General features: G+C 74.8%; 15 protein-coding genes. 10 read left to right on the forward strand and 5 right to left on the reverse strand.

All coding sequences use genetic code 11. The features are described 5' to 3' along the window. A complete protein-coding gene (locus ACZ1IK_RS02815; RefSeq protein WP_041103507.1) occupies positions 1-1509 on the reverse strand; it encodes an amidase in 1509 nt (502 codons plus the stop codon). An 83-nt stretch (positions 1510-1592) separates the two neighbouring features. Between ACZ1IK_RS02815 and ACZ1IK_RS02820 the strand changes: the two genes are divergently transcribed. After that, positions 1593-1919, forward strand: coding sequence for a rhodanese-like domain-containing protein (locus ACZ1IK_RS02820; protein WP_036337169.1), 327 nt, complete (start codon positions 1593-1595; stop codon positions 1917-1919). Beyond that, entirely contained in the window at positions 1916-2866 is a 951-nt protein-coding gene (gene pheA, locus ACZ1IK_RS02825; protein WP_465098311.1) for a prephenate dehydratase, read from the forward strand. Before ACZ1IK_RS02820 ends, pheA begins: the two co-directional genes overlap by 4 nt. A gap of 313 nt (positions 2867-3179) precedes the next feature. On the opposite strand, the gene ACZ1IK_RS02830 is transcribed toward pheA, so the two are convergent. Continuing rightward, positions 3180-4358, reverse strand: coding sequence for a diacylglycerol/lipid kinase family protein (locus ACZ1IK_RS02830; RefSeq protein ID WP_041103508.1), 1179 nt, complete (start codon positions 4356-4358; stop codon positions 3180-3182). A 43-nt stretch (positions 4359-4401) separates the two neighbouring features. On the opposite strand from ACZ1IK_RS02830, the gene serS reads away from it, so the two are divergent. Together serS and ACZ1IK_RS02840 are read left to right on the forward strand one after the other, a co-directional pair. Beyond that, entirely contained in the window at positions 4402-5685 is a 1284-nt protein-coding gene (gene serS / locus ACZ1IK_RS02835) for a serine--tRNA ligase (RefSeq protein WP_002858254.1), read from the forward strand. A 126-nt stretch (positions 5686-5811) separates the two neighbouring features. Then, entirely contained in the window at positions 5812-6621 is an 810-nt protein-coding gene (locus ACZ1IK_RS02840; RefSeq protein ID WP_041104662.1) for an HAD family hydrolase, read from the forward strand. Positions 6622-6648: 27 nt separating this feature from the next. Here the strand turns inward: ACZ1IK_RS02840 and ACZ1IK_RS02845 are convergent, their stop codons facing one another. Further along, the gene (locus ACZ1IK_RS02845; protein ID WP_041104661.1) at positions 6649-7278 is read right to left on the reverse strand and encodes a hypothetical protein; all 630 of its coding nucleotides are present in this window, start codon (positions 7276-7278) and stop codon (positions 6649-6651) included. A gap of 87 nt (positions 7279-7365) precedes the next feature. Continuing rightward, positions 7366-7953 (reverse strand): inorganic diphosphatase, encoded by a 588-nt coding sequence (locus ACZ1IK_RS02850; protein ID WP_041104660.1) that lies wholly within the window; start codon positions 7951-7953, stop codon positions 7366-7368. 220 nt (positions 7954-8173) lie between these two features. On the opposite strand from ACZ1IK_RS02850, the gene ACZ1IK_RS02855 reads away from it, so the two are divergent. The 4 genes from ACZ1IK_RS02855 to hpt are packed head-to-tail and all read left to right on the forward strand — an operon-like array spanning position 8174 to position 12538. Continuing rightward, complete coding sequence (locus tag ACZ1IK_RS02855; RefSeq protein WP_230297375.1) at positions 8174-9484, forward strand: D-alanyl-D-alanine carboxypeptidase/D-alanyl-D-alanine-endopeptidase; 1311 nt, start codon at positions 8174-8176, stop codon at positions 9482-9484. A gap of 34 nt (positions 9485-9518) precedes the next feature. Beyond that, complete coding sequence (locus ACZ1IK_RS02860; protein ID WP_465098312.1) at positions 9519-10751, forward strand: zinc-dependent metalloprotease; 1233 nt, start codon at positions 9519-9521, stop codon at positions 10749-10751. Beyond that, positions 10738-11937 carry a tRNA lysidine(34) synthetase TilS gene (tilS, locus tag ACZ1IK_RS02865; protein ID WP_041104657.1) on the forward strand — a complete coding sequence of 400 codons (1200 nt, stop codon included), beginning with the start codon at positions 10738-10740 and terminating at the stop codon, positions 11935-11937. Before ACZ1IK_RS02860 ends, tilS begins: the two co-directional genes overlap by 14 nt. Positions 11938-11986: 49 nt before the next feature. After that, complete coding sequence (gene hpt, locus ACZ1IK_RS02870) at positions 11987-12538, forward strand: hypoxanthine phosphoribosyltransferase (RefSeq protein ID WP_020625288.1); 552 nt, start codon at positions 11987-11989, stop codon at positions 12536-12538. 45 nt (positions 12539-12583) lie between these two features. On the opposite strand, the gene ACZ1IK_RS02875 is transcribed toward hpt, so the two are convergent. Continuing rightward, positions 12584-13648, reverse strand: coding sequence for a type IV toxin-antitoxin system AbiEi family antitoxin domain-containing protein (locus tag ACZ1IK_RS02875; RefSeq protein ID WP_020625289.1), 1065 nt, complete (start codon positions 13646-13648; stop codon positions 12584-12586). A gap of 395 nt (positions 13649-14043) precedes the next feature. Here ACZ1IK_RS02875 and ftsH point away from each other — a divergent pair, with 395 nt between their 5' ends. Further along, positions 14044-16134, forward strand: coding sequence for an ATP-dependent zinc metalloprotease FtsH (gene ftsH, locus ACZ1IK_RS02880; protein ID WP_041104656.1), 2091 nt, complete (start codon positions 14044-14046; stop codon positions 16132-16134). Positions 16135-16151: 17 nt separating this feature from the next. After that, positions 16152-16772, forward strand: a complete 621-nt coding sequence (gene folE / locus ACZ1IK_RS02885; protein ID WP_010079671.1) for a GTP cyclohydrolase I FolE — start codon at positions 16152-16154, stop codon at positions 16770-16772. The last annotated feature ends 21 nt before the right edge of the window (positions 16773-16793 follow it).

Below are 16793 nucleotides of genomic sequence, written 5' to 3' on the forward strand. Positions count from 1 at the left end.
TCAGCCGGCCAGCAGCAGCTCGAGGTGCGCGGCCAGGGCGAGCAGGGGCGCGGACGTGCCGGGCCGGCCGATGAGCTGGACGGACCAGTTCAGGCCCCGCTCGTCCCGGAGCACGGGCACCGCGACCGCGGGCAGGCCGAGCACGTTGACCATCGAGGTGTAGGGCGTGAACGCGCACTGCGCCTCGTAGTTGTCCTCGGGCTCCATCGCCAGGAAGTGGCCGACCGGCGGGGGCGCGGTGGCCAGCACCGGGGTCATCACCACGTCGACGGCGGCGAACTGCGCCCGCACCCCGCGCGCCCACTCCTCGAGCCGGTGGGCGGCGTCGTCGAGCTCGGCGCGCCCTGCGGCCCGGGCCGTGCGCAGGAAGTGCGCGGCCACCGCGCCCACGTGGGCCTCGGCGTCCTCCGGCAGCGGCGCCCGGAGCAGGCCGGCGGTCCACACCGTGCGGAAGTCCCGGTGGTAGTCCTCGCCGTAGTAGGGGGAGAGGTCCTCGACCGCGTGGCCGCCCGCGTCCAGGGCGGCGGCGGCCTTCGTCAGGGCGGTGACGGCGGGCCGGGCCAGGGAGATCTCGAGGTCGGAGGCGAAGGGCGAGGCCGTGGTGACGCCGATCCGGCGGGCGTCGACGGCGCCCCCGGCCCGGGCGGTCTCCACGGTGCGGCGCAGGTCCGGCAGCACCCGGCCGGGCAGACCCTCGGGGGAGAGCAGCACGTCGTAGAGCAGGGCGGCGTCCTCGACCGTGTGGGCCAGCGGGCCCGACACCGTGAGGTTGCGGACCGTGTCCGCGTGCTCGTCCATCGGCAGCTCCCCGCGGCCGGGCTTGAGGCCCACGAGCCCGCACGCGGCGGCGGGGATCCGGATGGACCCGCCCCCATCCGAGCCCGGGGCGAACGGCAGGATCCCCGCGGCGACGGCGGCCGCGGCCCCGCCCGAGGAGCCTCCCGCGGTGCGGGTGGGGTCCAGGGGGTTGCGGGCCGGCGCCGTGACGAGGTTCTCCGAGTAGGAGTCCAGGCCGAACTCGGGCACGGTCGTCTTGCCGAGGGTGACGGTGCCGGCCGCGCGCAGGCGGAGCGCGAGCGGGTCGTCCTGCGCGGCCGGCGGCGCGTCGGCCAGCAGGGCGGAGCCGAACCGCGTGGGCATCCCGCGCACATCGATCAGGTCCTTGTACGCCAGCGGAAGGCCGTGCAGGGAGGCGGGGGCGCCGTCGTCGTCCGGGGCGGCGGAGGTGTGCGGACCGGGCACGGCCCGGGGCCCGACGCGCGGGTGGGCCGCGTCCAGCTCGGCGGCACGGGTCCGGGCGCCCTCGGCGTCGAGGAGGGCGAACGCGCCGAGGTCCGCGTGGGCCTGGGCCGCGGCGAGGGCCGCCTCCGTGACCTCCCGGGCGCTCAGCGCCCCGGCGGCGAGGTCCTCCCGCAGGCGCACGGCCGAGCGGTCCAGGAGCCGGGCCGGGCCGGGGGCGGAGGGGGTGCGGTCGTCGTCGGCGGCGGGTGCGGCGTCGGAGGTCTGCATGCGGCCGAGCCTAACGGGCGTGGGCCGGGTCATGGACGGCGGGGCCTTCCTGGGACGTCCGGGCGGGTGGCTACGCTGAAGCCATGAGCGCCTTCGAGACCGTCGATGTGAACGAGATCCCCGCCGATGCGGCCATCCTGGACGTCCGCGAGGACGACGAGTGGGCCCTGGGCCGCGCCGCCGGCGCCCAGCACATCCCGCTGGGCCAGCTGCCGGAGCGACTCGAGGAGCTGGACCCGGACACGGACTACTACCTGATCTGCCGCACCGGCGGCCGCTCCGCCCGCGCCGCCGAGTTCATGACCGGCCGCGGCTACTCGGCCATCAACGTGGCCGGCGGCTCCGGCGCGTGGCTCGAGGCCGGCAAGCCGATGGAGGCCGACGGCGACGCCGAGCCCACCGTCAAGTGACGGGGACGGACTCCGCTGACGCGACGCCGTCGCGCCTGCGCTACGCCTTCCTCGGCCCGGCCGGCACCTTCACCGAGGCCGCCCTGCGCAAGGTGGCGGACCCGGCCGAGGCCGAGTTCGTGTCTGCGGGCTCCGTGCTGAGCGCCGTGGCGGCGCTGCGCAGGGGGGAGGTGGACCGCGCCGTCGTGCCCATCGAGAACTCGGTGGAGGGCGGCGTCTCCGCCACCGTGGACGAGATCGCCCTCGGGGAGACGCTGCAGATCCTCGCGGAGGTGCACGTGCCCATCAGCTTCGTGCTCGTGGGCCGGCCCGGCGTCGCGATGGAGGACGTGCGGCGCGTGACCACGCACCCCCACGCCTGGGCGCAGGTGCGCGGCTGGGCCGAGACGGCGCTGCCGGGCGTGGAGTTCACGCCCGCCCCGTCGACGGCGGCCGGGGCCTCTCTGGTGGCCGAGGGCGACTTCGACGCCGCCGTGTGTGCCCCGCTCGTGGCCGAGCAGACCGGGCTGCCGGTGCTCGCCGAGCGGATCGAGGACGTGCCGGGCGCCGTGACGCGCTTCGTGCTGCTCTCCCGGCCCACGGCCCTGCCCGCGCCCACGGGGGCGGACAAGACCACGCTCGTGGTGCCGCTGCCGGAGGACCGGCCCGGCGCCCTCGGACAGATCCTGGCCGAGTTCACCACGCGCGGGGTGAACCTCTCCCGCATCGAGTCCCGGCCGACCGGCGAGGGCATCGGGCGGTACTTCTTCTCCCTCGACCTCGAGGGGCACCTGGCGGAGGCCCGCGTGGGGGATGCGCTCGCGGCCCTGTACCGGGAGTACCCCGACCTGCGGTTCCTGGGCTCCTACGCCCAGGCCGAGCCCGTGCCCACGAGGGTGCCGGCCGAGTTCACCGACGCCGCGTATCGCTCCGGCCGCGCCTGGGTGGAGTCCCTCCGCTCCCGCTGAGGCGGTGCAGCACTTTCGTTCGGGAAACGGCGGCCCCCGGGCCACTTTCGTTCGGGAAACGGCGGCCCCCGAGGGACTTTCGTTGACGAAACGGGAGGTTCCTAGGCCCCTTTCGTGGCCGAAACGGGACGATCACCACGACGACGGGCCGTCGTCGCGCTTCCCGTCCGCGCGTCGCCCCGGCGCCCGTTTCCCGAACGAAAGCGCTGGGGAAGCCGCCGTTTCCCGAACGAAAGTGCTGGGGAAGCCGCCGTTTCCCGAACGAAAACGGTGGGGAAGCCGCCGTTTCCCGAACGAAAGCGGGGACGGGGGGTCAGATGTGCGGGGCCGGTTCCGGGACGGGGGCGGCGGCGGAGACGCCGTCGTCGCGGACGGAGGCGTCGTCCTCGGCCACGAGCATCACGACGAGCGAGTCCGGCTGCACGCGGGCGTCGAGGGCGGTGATGACCCCGGTGGCGTCGCCGTCGAGCTGGGAGGGCATCGGCTCGGCGAACTCCACCTTCACGCGCTGCGCCTGCTCCGTGTGCATCACGGGGATGGAGCTGCGAGACCGGGTCACGGTCTTCACGGCGATCCGCGCCCAGTCGAGCGCGTGCCGGGGCGAGAGGACCATGACGTCGAGGAGGCCGTCGTCGAGCTTGGCCTGGGGCAGCAGCTCGACGCCGCCCGTGAGCATCCCGCAGTTGGCCACCATCACGGTGCGCACCTTGAACCGGCGGGGCTGACCGCCGTCGAGGGCCACGGTCACCTCGTGCCGCTTGCCGCGCAGGTGCCGTATGCCGGCCTCGCTGTAGGCCAGCCAGCCGGCCAGATCCTTCAGCTCATCCTTGGTGTCGCCCATGATGTCCGCGTCGTAGCCGGCGCCACCGATCACGGTGAAGGTCTGCCGGGTGACGCGCCCGTCCTCGTGCGTGAAGCGGACGTCCACGGTGTCGATGCGTCGCTGCCGGCCTCCCACGGCGATCCGCAGGCATTGCTCGACGTCGTTGATCGGCAGGTCCAGGTTGCGGGCCAGCAGGTTCCCGGTGCCCAGCGGCACCACGCCGAGGGCGACGTCGGTGCCGGCCAGCTGCTCGGCCACGGTGCGGACCGTGCCGTCGCCGCCCGCGGCGATCACGAGCCGGGCACCGGCGTCGAGGGCCTGCCGCGCCATGGCGGTGCCGGGGTCGTCCTCCTGCGTCTCGAGCACGAGCACCTCGCCGAGGCCCTCCGCCGCCGCGAGCCGCTCGAGCTCGCGCCGCACCCGGTCCGCGTGCGTCTTGATGGGGTTCAGCACCAGCGCGACCTCGTGGCGGCCCGTGCCGATGCCGGGCACCTCCTCCAGCCGGCGCTGCACGCCGCCCACCCGCGCGTCGAGGGCGTCCACCAGGAGACGCGTCCGTTGGTGCTGCACGCCGAGGCGGACCTGGCGCACCGCCAGCACCACCACGACGACGGCCAGCACGGCCAGGAGCACCAGGGCGGCCAGCGCCATCCACCACTCGGGAGTCATGCCCCGAGTCTAGGCGTCGGCCCCGCCCGCTAGGCTGGCGCACGTGATCGACGTCAAGGACCTCATCGAGCAGCCCGAGAAGTACCGCGCCTCCCAGGAGGCCCGCGGGGAGGACGCGTCCCTCGTGGACCGCGTGGTCGAGGCAGACGCGGCCCGCCGCTCGTCCATCGCGGGCTTCGAGCAGCTGCGCGCGGAGCAGAAGGCCTTCGGCAAGCGTGTCGCCCAGGCGAAGGGCGAGGAGAAGCAGGCCCTGCTGGCCGAGGTGAAGGACCTGGCCGCGCGCGTGAAGGAGGCCGAGTCGGCCGCCGGCGCCGCCGAGGCCCGCCTCGCGGAGCTGCAGCGCGCCTTCCCGAACCTGATCGTCGACGGCGTCCCGGCCGGCGGCGAGGACGACTTCGTGGTCCTCAAGGAGGTCGGCACCCCGCGCGACTTCGCCGCCGAGGGCTTCGAGCCGCGCGACCACCTCGAGCTCGGCGAGCTGCTCGGGGCGATCGACATGGAGCGCGGCGCGAAGGTGTCCGGCGCCCGGTTCAGCTTCCTCAAGGGCGTGGGCGCGCGTCTCGAGCTCGCCCTGATGCAGCTGGGCCTGGACCTGGCCCTGGAGAACGGCTTCGTGCCGGTCATCCCGCCCACCCTGGTGCGCCCGGAGACCATGCAGGGCACCGGCTTCGACGTCGAGCATGACGACGAGATCTACCGCCTGGAGCGCGACGACCTGTATCTCGTGGGCACCTCCGAGGTGGCCCTGGCCGGCTACCACGCGGACGAGATCATGGACGTGAGCGCCCCCGTCCGGTACGCCGGCTGGTCCACGTGCTACCGGCGTGAGGCGGGCTCGGCGGGCAAGGACACCCGCGGCATCATCCGCGTGCACCAGTTCAACAAGCTGGAGATGTTCATCTACGCCGCACAGGAGGACGCGGAGGCGGAGCACGAGCGCCTGCTGGCGTGGGAGGAGCGGATGCTGGGCGCCATCGAGGTGCCGTACCGCGTGATCGACATCGCCGCCGGCGACCTCGGCCTCTCCGCCGCCCGCAAGTTCGACTGCGAGGCATGGGTCCCCACGCAGGGCACCTATCGCGAGCTGACGTCCACCTCGAACTGCACCACGTTCCAGGCCCGCCGCCTCAACATCCGCGAGCGGGTCCGCACGGAGGACGGCTCCAAGGGCGGCACCCGCATGGTGGCCACGCTCAACGGCACCCTGGCCACCACCCGCTGGATCGTGGCGATCCTGGAGAACCACCAGAACGCGGACGGCTCGGTCACCGTGCCCGCCGCGCTGCGCCCCTACCTCGGCGGGATGGAGCGCTTCGAGCTGGTCTGAGCGGACGACGTCGTCCCCCGGCGGCGTCGGCCGCCTCGCCCGCCTGCCCCGCGGCGCCCCTGCGGCGCCCCCGCCGTTCACCCGCGCGTCGCCGTCGTGTCCGGGCCGTGTGGTTGGGTGGGGGTCATGACGAAGAAGCTCGTGTGCCTGGACGTGGACGGAACGATCGTGGACCATGACGGCCATCTGCATGAGCCCGTGCGCGCGGCCGTGCGGGCCGTGCTGGACGCCGGGCACCACGTGGTCATCGCGACGGGCCGCTCCCGCGCGGCCACCCTGCCCGTGGCCCGCTCCCTGGGGATCGGCGCCGGCTTCATGGTGTGCTCCAACGGCGGTGTCACGCTGCGCCTGGACCCCGAGCTGGAGGAGGGCTACGAGGTCACGGACCTGCGCACCTTCGACCCGCGCTCGGTCCTGACCCAGCTGCGCCACCGCCTGCCCAGCGCCAAGTACGCGCTCGAGCTGCCGGACGGCACCTTCCGCTCCACCGAGCGGTTCCAGGACATGTCCTTCGGCGTGGCCGCGGAGGGCGTCACGTTCGAGGAGCTCATGGACACCACGGCCGTGCGCCTCGTGGTGTTCTCCACGGACTCCTCCGCCGAGGAGTTCGGCCGTGCGGTGGAGGGCATCGGTCTGTCCGGCGTGACCTACTCCGTGGGCTGGACGGCGTGGCTCGATGTCGCCGCGGCGGGCGTGACCAAGGCGTCCGGGCTCGAGGCGCTGCGCACCGTGCTGAAGGTGGCCCCCGAGGACACCGTGGCCGTGGGCGACGGCCGCAACGACATCGAGATGCTGCGCTGGGCCGGCCGCGGCGTGGCCATGGGCCAGGCCGTGGAGGAGGTCGTGGCCGCCGCGGACGAGGTCACCGGGCACGTGGACGAGCACGGGCTCGCCACGGTGCTGCGCTCGCTCCTCGAGGAGCCGGCCGCGGTCTGAGCGGCGCGACCGGCCCGGGCCGCCGGGTCAGCCCCCCGCCAGCGTGAGCAGGCGCGCGGCGGCGGGGCGGCAGGCGTGCTCCTCGTTCCAGTAGGAGCGCTGCACCGCCTGTGAGACCGCCTGCGCCGTGATCCCGAGCGCGGCGGCCGCCGGCTTCTGCTGGCCGCGCACCCCGGGCACCAGCAGGTCCAGCACCGCCCACTCGGCGTCGGTCCGGGACCACACGAGCTGCCCGACGAGTCGCAGCACGGCCTCGGCCTCGGCGGCCGCCTCCTCGTCCCGGCCGCGCACGGCCAACGGGATCCGCGCGGTGGACACGGCCGCCGCCTCCACGGCCCGCCGCGCCGCCGCGAGACCGGGCCCGCCGGCGTCGTGCAGGTCCCCGGAGGCGGGCGCGCCCGCCGCACCGTCCGCGTGCGTCACCGTCCCGACGCCGACCCCCACGTTCCAGCGGCGCTGCCGCAGGGCGCGCAGCGCCACGTCCACGGCGACGCGCGGGTCCTCGACGGCGCCGATCAGCTCGTCGCCCACGGCGCGCTGGAACGGGAGCACGACGGCGTCGCCGAGCCCCGGCACGTCCTGGAGGGCGCGCAGGAACGTGTCCACGCGGTCGCCGGCGTCGAGGGTGTCCCGCTGGTTGATGGTGAGCACGAACATGGTCGTCGATTCTGCCAGCCCGCAGACGACGCCGGCCGCCCACCCCGAGGGGTGAGCGGCCGGCGTCGCGCGTGGGCGGTGCGGGGGTCAGCGGCCCTGGGGCTCGTCGGTCTCCTCGCCCTCCTCGGTGGCCGGCTGCGCCTCCTCGGTGTCCACCTCGCGGCCCTGGGGCTCGTCGGTCGGGGACTCCTCGCCCTCGGCGTTGAAGCGCTGGATGGAGGCCTCGAGCTCGGCCTCGGCCGCCGCGCGGCCCTCCCAGCCCTCGGCCTTGACCCACTTGCCCGGCTCCAGGTCCTTGTAGCGGGTGAAGAAGTGCTCGATCTCCTGCTTGAGGGACTCCTCCACGTGCTCGAGCTCGGTGATGTGGTCGTAGCGCTTGTCCGCCGGGACGCACAGCAGCTTGGCGTCGCCGCCGCCGTCGTCGGTCATGTTGAACACGCCGATCGGGCGGGCCTCGACGACGCAGCCCGGCACCAGGTCGAAGCCCGGCAGGTACACGAGGGCGTCCAGCGGGTCGCCGTCCTCGCCGAGGGTGTTCTCGAAGTAGCCGTAGTGCGTGGGGTACTGCATGGAGGTGAAGAGCACGCGGTCCAGGCGCAGGCGGCCGGTCTCGTGGTCGAACTCGTACTTCACGCGGGAGCCCGCGGGGATCTCGATGGTGACGTCGTGCGCCATGACTCTCCTTCGCACAGAGGGTGGGGTGTCCGGGCGGCGCGGCGCCGCCCGGCGGTGCTGCCGTCAGCCTACCGGGGGCGTCCGTCATGATGGACGCATGGGACAGGTGGACACGGGGCGCGCTGGGCGTCGGGATCGACGCACGGAACACCGCCGGAGCCGCTCGCTCCCCGCCGTCCTCCTGGCCGCGCTCGCGGCCGTCCTGGTCGCCTGCGGGCCCGTGACCGCACCGCCGGCCCCGTCGAGCGCGCCCGCCGCGTCGACGACCGCCGCGCCGACGTCGACGTCCCCGTCCGCCGGCCCCACCGCGGCCGAGGTGGCGGCCGCCGTCGAGCCGGGGCTGGCGACGTCCCCGGGCACGGTCTCCGCCGAGTTCCGCGACCTCGCCACCGGCGAGGTGCTCTACGCGCGGGACGCGGACGAGCCCGTGGCCCCCGCGTCCTCGCTCAAGGTGCTCGCCGCCGCGGCCATCGTCTCCGCCCTGGGTCCTGAGACGACCCTGCAGACCACCGTGGTGGCCCAGCCCACCGCGGACGGCGCGGCCACCGAGCTGGTGCTCGTGGGCGGCGGCGACGTGCTGCTGGGCACGGGCGCCTCGGACTCGACGCACGTCTCCGGCCGCGCGGGCCTGCGCACCCTCGCGGAGCGGACCGTGGCCGGGCTGGTCGAGGACGGCGTCACCGGGCAGGTGGTGGTCAGCACGGACCTGCGGCTCTTCACGGACCGGACGGCCCTGAACCCGCGCTGGACGTCGGACATCCCGGAGAGCGGCAACATCGCGCCGGTGCAGCCGTTGGCCACCTACGGCGGCCGTGAGGCCCCCGGCACCGGGGAGGACCGCATCGAGGCCCCGGCGCAGTTCGCCGCGCTCACCTTCCAGGCCGCGCTCGACGACGCGGTGGCCGCCTCCGGCGCCGACCTCGAGGTGGGCCTGCGGGACACGCTCCCGGCCACCGAGGTGCCGCGCGCCACGGTCCTCGCCGCCGCCCCCGTCGCGGCGGTGGAGTCCGCGTCCGTGGGGGAGCAGGTCGCGTACCTGCTGGCCCACTCGGAGAACCAGGTGGTCGAGGCCCTGGCCCACACGGCCGCGCCCGCCACGGACCTGCCGGCCACCCACGAGGGCGCCACGCGGCTGCTGACGGCCACCGCCGAGGACCTCGGCGTGGACACCGCCGGGATGGCGCTCGTGGACTCCTCGGGCCTGTCCCCGGACAACCGCGTCAGTGCGGGCCAGCTGGCCGGCGTCGTGGCCGGGGTGGCCCGCACGCCCGCCCTGGCCACCGTGCTGGAGGGCCTGCCGCGGCCCGGCGAAGACTCCACCCTGGGCGACCGGTTCCCGGATGCCCCCGCGCGGCAGGCCGTGGCCGCGAAGACCGGCACGCTCGACCAGACGGTCTCCCTCACCGGCACCGTCACCGCGACGTCCGGGCGGGTCCTCGCGTTCAGCATCATCTGCTCGGATCTGCAGTGGAAGCTGGAGCCCGCGCGCGCGGCGGTCGACGAGGCCGTCAGCGCCGTCGCCGGGCTCTGATCCGAGGCCCGGGCCCTGTGGTCTGATGGAGCCCATGAGCGACGACCACGCGACCGACCGCCCCCGCACCGCCGCGGACGCCGAGCCGGGCGCCCCCGCCGAGCCGGGCCCCGCCGTCGCCCACCCGGTGGACTGGGCCTTCGCAGCACGGACCGCACGGTCCCTCGCCGCCGCCGGCCCCCGGTTCACGCCGCGGGAGGCGACGCGCGAGGCGGAGGGCCTGCGCGCCGCCGCGGAGGCCGCCGTGCCGCACGTCCACCGCCTGACCGGGCTCGAGGCGGCACGGGACCTGCGCGACTCGCAGGTGCTCGTGGTGGACCGCCCCACCTGGTCGCGCGCCGCCACCCAGTCCTTCGCCACGCTGCTGGACCCCACGTTCGCGCACCTGCGGGACACCCGGCCCCGCGAGCACGCCGCCGCCACCACCCGCGTCACCCGGCACGCCACCGCCCTGGAGATGGGCGGGATCCTCGCCTGGATGTCCGGGAGGATCCTCGGCCAGTACGACCCGTTCATCGCGCTGCCCGGCCCCGGGGGGACGGCGGCCGGCCCCGCCGGCGGACGCCTGCTGCTCGTGGCCCCGAACGTCGCGCAGGTGCGCGCGGAGATCAACGTGGAACCGGCGGACTTCCGCCTCTGGGTGTGCCTGCACGAGCAGACCCACCGCGTGCAGTTCGCGGCCGCGCCCTGGCTGCGCGAGCACCTGCGGGCCGAGATCACGGCGCTCACCGTCGGCCTGTTCGACAAGGCCGAGTCCCTGCCCGAGCGCCTGCGCACCGCGCTCGCGGCGGCGAACCCGCTGGGTCGGGAGGCCGACGCCGGCCGGATCGGGACGCGGGACGGACACGACGCGCAGGACGCGGCCGCGGCCCGCCCCGCGCCGGGCCTGCTCGGGGCGATCCAGGACGAGGAGGACCGGGAACGCCTGTCCCGGCTGATGGCCGTGATGTCCCTGCTCGAGGGGCACGCGAACGTGGTGATGGACGGTGTCGACTCCTCCGTCGTGTCCTCCGTCAAGACCATCCGCCGCCGCTTCGACGAGCGCGGCGACCGCCGCTCGCCCCTGGACCGCATGCTCCGCCGTCTGCTGGGCATGGACGCCAAGATGGCCCAGTACCGCGACGGCCAGAGGTTCGTGGCCGCCGCCGTGGCCGAGCTCGGCATGGCCGGGTTCAACGTGGTCTGGGACGCCCCCGAGCTGCTGCCGAGCGAGGCCGAGCTCCACGCCCCCGAGACGTGGGGGGCGCGCATCCGTGCCCAGGCCTGAGGCGCGGGACCCGGGGCCGACGCCGGCGGGCGGGGTCGGCGGCCTGCCCGCGGTCGGCGCATGGCCGCCGCGCACCCGCTGGCCCGAGCCCCTGCACCGGGCCGTCGCGGCGGTGCGGGAGGCCCTGGCGGGCGACGGGCCCCGTCGCGCGGATGTCGTGCCGGGCCGGGCGGGGAGTCGTCCCCGCGGCCTCGTCGCCCTCTCCGGCGGCGCCGACTCCCTCGCGCTCGCCGTGGCCTGCGCCGTCCTCGTGGGCACCCGGGAGGGCCGGCGGTTCGGCCCGATCGGCGCGGCCGTGGTGGACCACGGGCTGCAGTCGGGCAGCGACGCGGTGGCGGCGGCCGCCGCCGACGTCGCCCGCATCCTCGGTCTGGCCCCGGTCACCGTCACGCGGGTCGAGGTGGCCCGCACCGGCGACGGCCCCGAGGCCGACGCCCGGCGTGCCCGCCGGAAGGCCCTCGCCGCCGCCGCCCGGGAGGCGGGGCAGGGGGACGCCGTCCCGGGGGCGGGCGCCGCCGTCGTCCTCACCGCCCACACCGCCGACGACCAGGCGGAGCAGGTCCTCCTCGGGCTCGCACGCGGGTCCGGCACGCGGTCCCTCGCGGGGATCCCGGCGCGCGGGACGCTGCCGGGCGGGGCCGCCGTCGTCCGCCCGCTGCTGGGCCTGACCCGCGCGGACACCGAGACGATCTGCCGCTGGGCCGGGCTGACCTGGTTCGAGGACCCGCACAACCGCGATCCCGCGCTGCTGCGCTCGCGGGTGCGCACCCGCGTGCTGCCCGCGCTCGAGGACCCCGACGTCGGCCTCGGCCCCGGTGTGCGGGCCGGGCTGGTGCGCACCGCGGCCATCGCGGCCGAGGACGCCGCGGCCCTCGACGCCTGGGCCGGCGACGAGGTCGCCCGGCTGCGTGTCGACCCGCCCGCCCGGGACCCGCGCGTCGTCTCCCTGGACCTGGACGCCCTGGCCGCGCTGCCCGCCGCCGTGCGCCACCGCGTGATCGCGCGCGCCGCCCGCGCCGCGGGAGGGCAGGCCCCGCCCCGCGAACGGATCCTCGCGGCGGACGCCCTCGTGACGGGCGCCCGCGCGGGGGGCACGTCGGCCGGTCCGGTGGAGCTGCCCGGCGGGGTGGCCGCGCATCGGGCGTGTGCCAGACTGGACCTCATCCCCTGCCTGCCCGGTCCCTGACTGCGGCCCGGCCCGGCATTCCCGCACGAGCACTCACCAGGAGCGGCGCATGGACGCACAGGATGTCCAGAACGACCTCAGCCACGTCCTCATGTCCCGCGAGGACGTGCAGGACACGATCACGGACCTGGCCCGCCAGATCGACCGCGACTACGCGGACAAGGACCTGCTCATCGTCGCCGTGCTCAAGGGCGCCGTGATGGTGGTCGCCGACCTCACCCGCGCCCTGCACTCCCACGTGGAGCTGGACTTCATGGCGGTCTCCTCCTACGGCTCCGGCACCAAGTCCTCCGGCGTGGTGCGCATCCTCAAGGACCTCGACGCGGACCTCACGGGCCGGCACGTCCTGATCGTCGAGGACATCATCGACTCCGGCCTGACGCTGTCCTGGCTCAAGGCCAACCTGGAGTCCCGCGGCCCGGCCTCGGTCGAGATCTGCACCCTGCTGCGCAAGCCGGAGGCCATGAAGGTGGACATCGACGTGAAGTACGTCGGGCGGGACATCCCCAACGAGTTCGTGGTGGGCTACGGCCTGGACTACGCGGAGAAGTACCGCAACCTGGACTTCGTGGGCACGCTCGCCCCGCACGTCTACAGCTGACCGGGGGCCCGGCCCGGAGTGGCCAGGCCAGGTGTGACCGACCTGTCACGTGAGCGGTCGCTCTGAGGTGCCATTCACGCCCCATTCCGACTCCTTGCGTGACAGGTCGCCGGCGTCCCCGAGGTGACGGCGCACCTCCACGATCACGCGCGTGAATCCGCGGCGAGCGTCGGAGGAGGACACGGTGATGTTCCGGCAGCCCCGTCGCTCGAAGGCCGCGTTGCGCTGCACGTCACGGTCGATCTGGCGATCCGCGCCGTGGTGGCCGCCGTCGTAGTGCAGGGCCACTCTCGCCTGCCGATAGCCCAGGTCCGCCGTCGCGGGGTGGTGCAGGGAGAACTCCGGGTCCCAGACCTCGAGCTGCAGTGCGGGCTCGGGGAGCCCGGCGGCCCTCAGCGCGAGCCGCAGCCGCGTCTCCTTCGGCGAGTGCGCCCCCACCCGGACCAGTGTGGCGGCGGTGCGGAGCCGTCGTCGTCGGTTGTGCGCGGACGGGCTCGCTTCGGCCGCCTGGGCCAGGGCCGCCCGGGTCCGCTCGGCGGCGTCCGGGCCGCCGGACAGCTGCGCCCGGCGGACGAGATGGTCGCCGAGGATGACGAGCTCGTCGTCGTCGAGCAGGGCCGAGAGGTCGACCCAGAGACGGGGCGGGGCGGTGACGTACCAGGCCAGGCCGCCGATCCGCACGCGCTCCACGTCCGCGGGCGGGAGCGCTGTTCGGTGGGAGGTGACGCCGGGGAGGGAGAGCTGGCCACGGTCTCGCGGGCGGCTCACGTGGACGTCGTCCCCCGCGTCCAGTCGCTCCGGCAGCCAGATCTCCCGGGCGCGGGCCGCGGTCTGGTGCGACACCACCGTGGTGGCGCGGTGCCGGGCGAGTCGCAGCAGGAGCTCGTGTTGGGTGGCCGAGAGCGGGGTGCTCCACCGGTAGGGGGAGGAGCCGGCCGCGGGGCGCTCGACGGCGGCCGGGGTGACCTCACGCCGGCGGTAGAGGCCCCGGGCGAGGCGTTCGACGTCGGAGCGACGCAGCCGGTTGAGGTCGATGCCGGCGGCCCTCGCCTGCGCGGCGGTGAAGGGGCCGTGAAGCAAGGCCGCGGGAAGCGGGGCGGGGTGACGCATGGTGCCAGCCTGGCGCGGTAAAGCGGGCGGCGTCCTGAGCCGCCGCCGGCCTGGGGAGGGATGCGGGTGCACGGGGGTCTGTGCAGGCGGGGACGCAGGGGCGCGGTCGCAGCGCCAGCGTTCCTGTCACGCGAGCGGTCGCTCTGAGGTGCGATCCACGCGCCATTCCGACCCCCCGCATTCCCGGTGGGCGTCAGGACGGCGCTGGCCGACGCCGACCCCGGCCGACCGCCCGCGCCCTGTCCACCTGACGCGAACAGTCAGCGGCCACCCGGGCCGGGCCGGTACCGTGGGGGCTTGACCCGGGCGCGACGTCGGCCCTTCGCCGGCCCCGGCCGCACGGCGGCCGCCCCGGGCAGCCCGGCCCCCGCGGCAGACCAGGAGACACTCGGACCGTGAAGAAGCTGTTCAACAAGCCCTACGTCTGGATCCTGCTGGGCCTGCTGGTCCTCGCCGTCGCGATCCCGCTGACCACGTCACAGAGCGGCCGCACCATGGTGGACACCAACGTGGGCATGGCCCTGCTGAAGGACGACAAGGCCGCGCAGGCCCGCGTGGTGGACGGGGACCAGCGCGTGGACCTCACCCTGCGTGAGCCCTACAAGCAGGACGACCGGGACCTCGGCAAGGAGGTCTACTTCTACTTCGCCAGCGCGCGCGCCACGGACGTGGTCACCGCGGTGGACGACTCGGCCCTGGACGGCTACACGGACGAGCCGGTGCGGAGCAACTGGTTCCTCTCGCTGCTCGGCTTCATGGTCCCGTTCCTGCTCATCGCACTGCTGTTCTGGTTCCTGATGTCCCGCATGCAGGGCGGCGGCGGCAAGGTCATGCAGTTCGGCAAGTCCCGCGCCAAGCTGATCAACAAGGACAACCCGGACGTGCTGTTCAAGGACGTCGCGGGCGCGGACGAGGCGGTGGAGGAGCTCCAGGAGATCAAGGAGTTCCTCACCGTGCCGGACCGCTTCCGCGCGGTGGGCGCCAAGATCCCCAAGGGCGTGCTGCTCTACGGCCCGCCCGGCACGGGCAAGACCCTCCTGGCCAAGGCCGTGGCCGGTGAGGCCGGCGTGCCGTTCTACTCGATCTCCGGCTCGGACTTCGTGGAGATGTTCGTGGGTGTCGGCGCCTCGCGCGTGCGCGACCTCTTCGAGCAGGCCAAGTCCAACGCCCCCGCCATCATCTTCGTGGACGAGATCGACGCCGTCGGCCGGCACCGCGGCGCAGGCATCGGCGGCGGCAACGACGAGCGCGAGCAGACCCTGAACCAGATGCTCGTGGAGATGGACGGCTTCGACGCCTCCACGAACGTCATCATGATCGCCGCGACCAACCGCCCGGACGTCCTGGACCCGGCGCTGCTGCGCCCGGGCCGCTTCGACCGCCAGATCCCCGTGGACGCCCCGGACCTCGAGGGCCGCGCCAGGATCCTCGAGGTGCACGCGCAGGGCAAGCCGATCGCCCTGGACGTGGACCTGCGCTCCCTGGCCAAGCGCACCCCCGGCTACACGGGCGCGGACCTGGCCAACGTGATCAACGAGGCCGCGCTGCTCACGGCGCGCTCGAACAACAACGTGATCGACAACCACGCCCTGGACGAGGCCGTGGACCGCGTGATGGCCGGCCCGCAGAAGCGCACCCGCCTGATGAACGAGCACGAGCGCAAGGTCACCGCCTACCACGAGGGCGGCCACGCGCTCGTCGCGGCCGGGCTGCGCAACTCCGCCCCGGTCACCAAGATCACGATCCTGCCCCGCGGCCGCGCCCTGGGCTACACGATGGTGGTCCCGGAGGACGACAAGTACTCCGTCACCCGCAACGAGCTCCTGGACCAGCTCGCGTACGCGATGGGCGGGCGCGTGGCGGAGGAGATCGTGTTCAAGGACCCGTCCACGGGCGCCGCGAACGACATCCAGAAGGCCACGGACACGGCCCGCAAGATGGTCACCGAGTACGGCATGTCCGCCAAGGTGGGCGCCGTCAAGCTCGGCGGCGGCAGCTCCGAGCCCTTCGTGGGCGGTGCCCCCGGCGGCTCCTCCCGCGAGTACTCCGAGGAGCTCGCGTACCTGGTGGACGCCGAGGTCCGCACCCTGCTGGACCAGGCCCACGCCGAGGCCCACTGGGTGCTCACGGAGAACCGGGACGTCCTGGACCGGCTGGCCTACGAGCTGCTCGAGAAGGAGACGCTCACCCAGGAGGCCATCGCCGCCATCTTCGCGGACGTCCGCAAGCGGCCCGAGCGCGGCGTGTGGCTGGCCTCGGACGACCGGCTCCCGCAGGACATCCCGCCCGTCCTCTCCCCCTCCGAGCGCCGCTCGCGCCACGACGGCGGGGAGCAGACCCCCGTCGGCGTCGAGGGCACCACGGTGCCGGTGCGTCCGGAGGGTGCGCCGCCGTCGTCGCTGGGCGGGGACGCGGCCGGCCCCGGCCTGCCGCCGCACGGCGGTCCGAGCAACACGCCGGGCCCCGGCGAGGGACCGACCTTTTGACCGCGCAGGAGGCCCGCATGACAGCCCACACCCCCGACGACGCCGTCCCCGGCACGTTCGACCCGGACTCGACCGCGGTCGACCGGCCCCGCATCGAGGCGGCGGTGCGGGAGATCCTGCTGGCGATCGGCGAGGACCCGGACCGCGAGGGCCTGGCGGACACCCCGGCGCGGGTGGCCAAGGCGTACGCGGAGTTCTTCGCGGGCCTGCACCAGAGCCCGGACCAGGTGCTCGGCACCACGTTCGACATCGCGCACGAGGAGCTCGTGCTCGTGAAGGACATCCCGTTCTACTCGACGTGCGAGCACCACCTGGTGCCGTTCCACGGCGCCGCGCACATCGGCTACATCCCCTCCGCCGAGGGCCGCGTGACGGGGCTGTCCAAGCTGGCCCGTCTCGTGGAGCTGTACGCGCGGCGTCCGCAGGTGCAGGAGCGGCTGACCACGCAGGTGGTGGAGGCGCTCATGGAGCACCTGGCCCCGCGCGGGGCGATCGTGGTGGTGGAGGCCGAGCACATGTGCATGTCCATGCGCGGCGTGCGCAAGCCGGGCGCGAAGACCGTCACCTCGGCGGTGCGCGGCCAGCTGCGGGATCCGTCCACGCGCTCGGAGGCGATGAGCCTCATCATGCACGGCTGAGGACCACCGACGGCGGAGGAG

It is taken from the genome of Micrococcus sp. CS26 (assembly GCF_055522295.1).

Coding starts and splice junctions, on each gene's coding strand:
- ACZ1IK_RS02815 (WP_041103507.1), bottom strand. CDS start 1,509: ATGCAGACCTCCGACGCCGCACCCGCCGCCGACGACGACCGCACCCCC.
- ACZ1IK_RS02850 (WP_041104660.1), bottom strand. CDS start 7,953: ATGGCGCACGACGTCACCATCGAGATCCCCGCGGGCTCCCGCGTGAAG.
- ACZ1IK_RS02860 (WP_465098312.1), top strand. CDS start 9,519: ATGAGCGACGACCACGCGACCGACCGCCCCCGCACCGCCGCGGACGCC.
- ACZ1IK_RS02820 (WP_036337169.1), top strand. CDS start 1,593: ATGAGCGCCTTCGAGACCGTCGATGTGAACGAGATCCCCGCCGATGCG.
- ACZ1IK_RS02875 (WP_020625289.1), bottom strand. CDS start 13,648: ATGCGTCACCCCGCCCCGCTTCCCGCGGCCTTGCTTCACGGCCCCTTC.
- ACZ1IK_RS02840 (WP_041104662.1), top strand. CDS start 5,812: ATGACGAAGAAGCTCGTGTGCCTGGACGTGGACGGAACGATCGTGGAC.
- ACZ1IK_RS02830 (WP_041103508.1), bottom strand. CDS start 4,358: ATGACTCCCGAGTGGTGGATGGCGCTGGCCGCCCTGGTGCTCCTGGCC.
- folE (WP_010079671.1), top strand. CDS start 16,152: ATGACAGCCCACACCCCCGACGACGCCGTCCCCGGCACGTTCGACCCG.
- ACZ1IK_RS02845 (WP_041104661.1), bottom strand. CDS start 7,278: ATGTTCGTGCTCACCATCAACCAGCGGGACACCCTCGACGCCGGCGAC.
- hpt (WP_020625288.1), top strand. CDS start 11,987: ATGGACGCACAGGATGTCCAGAACGACCTCAGCCACGTCCTCATGTCC.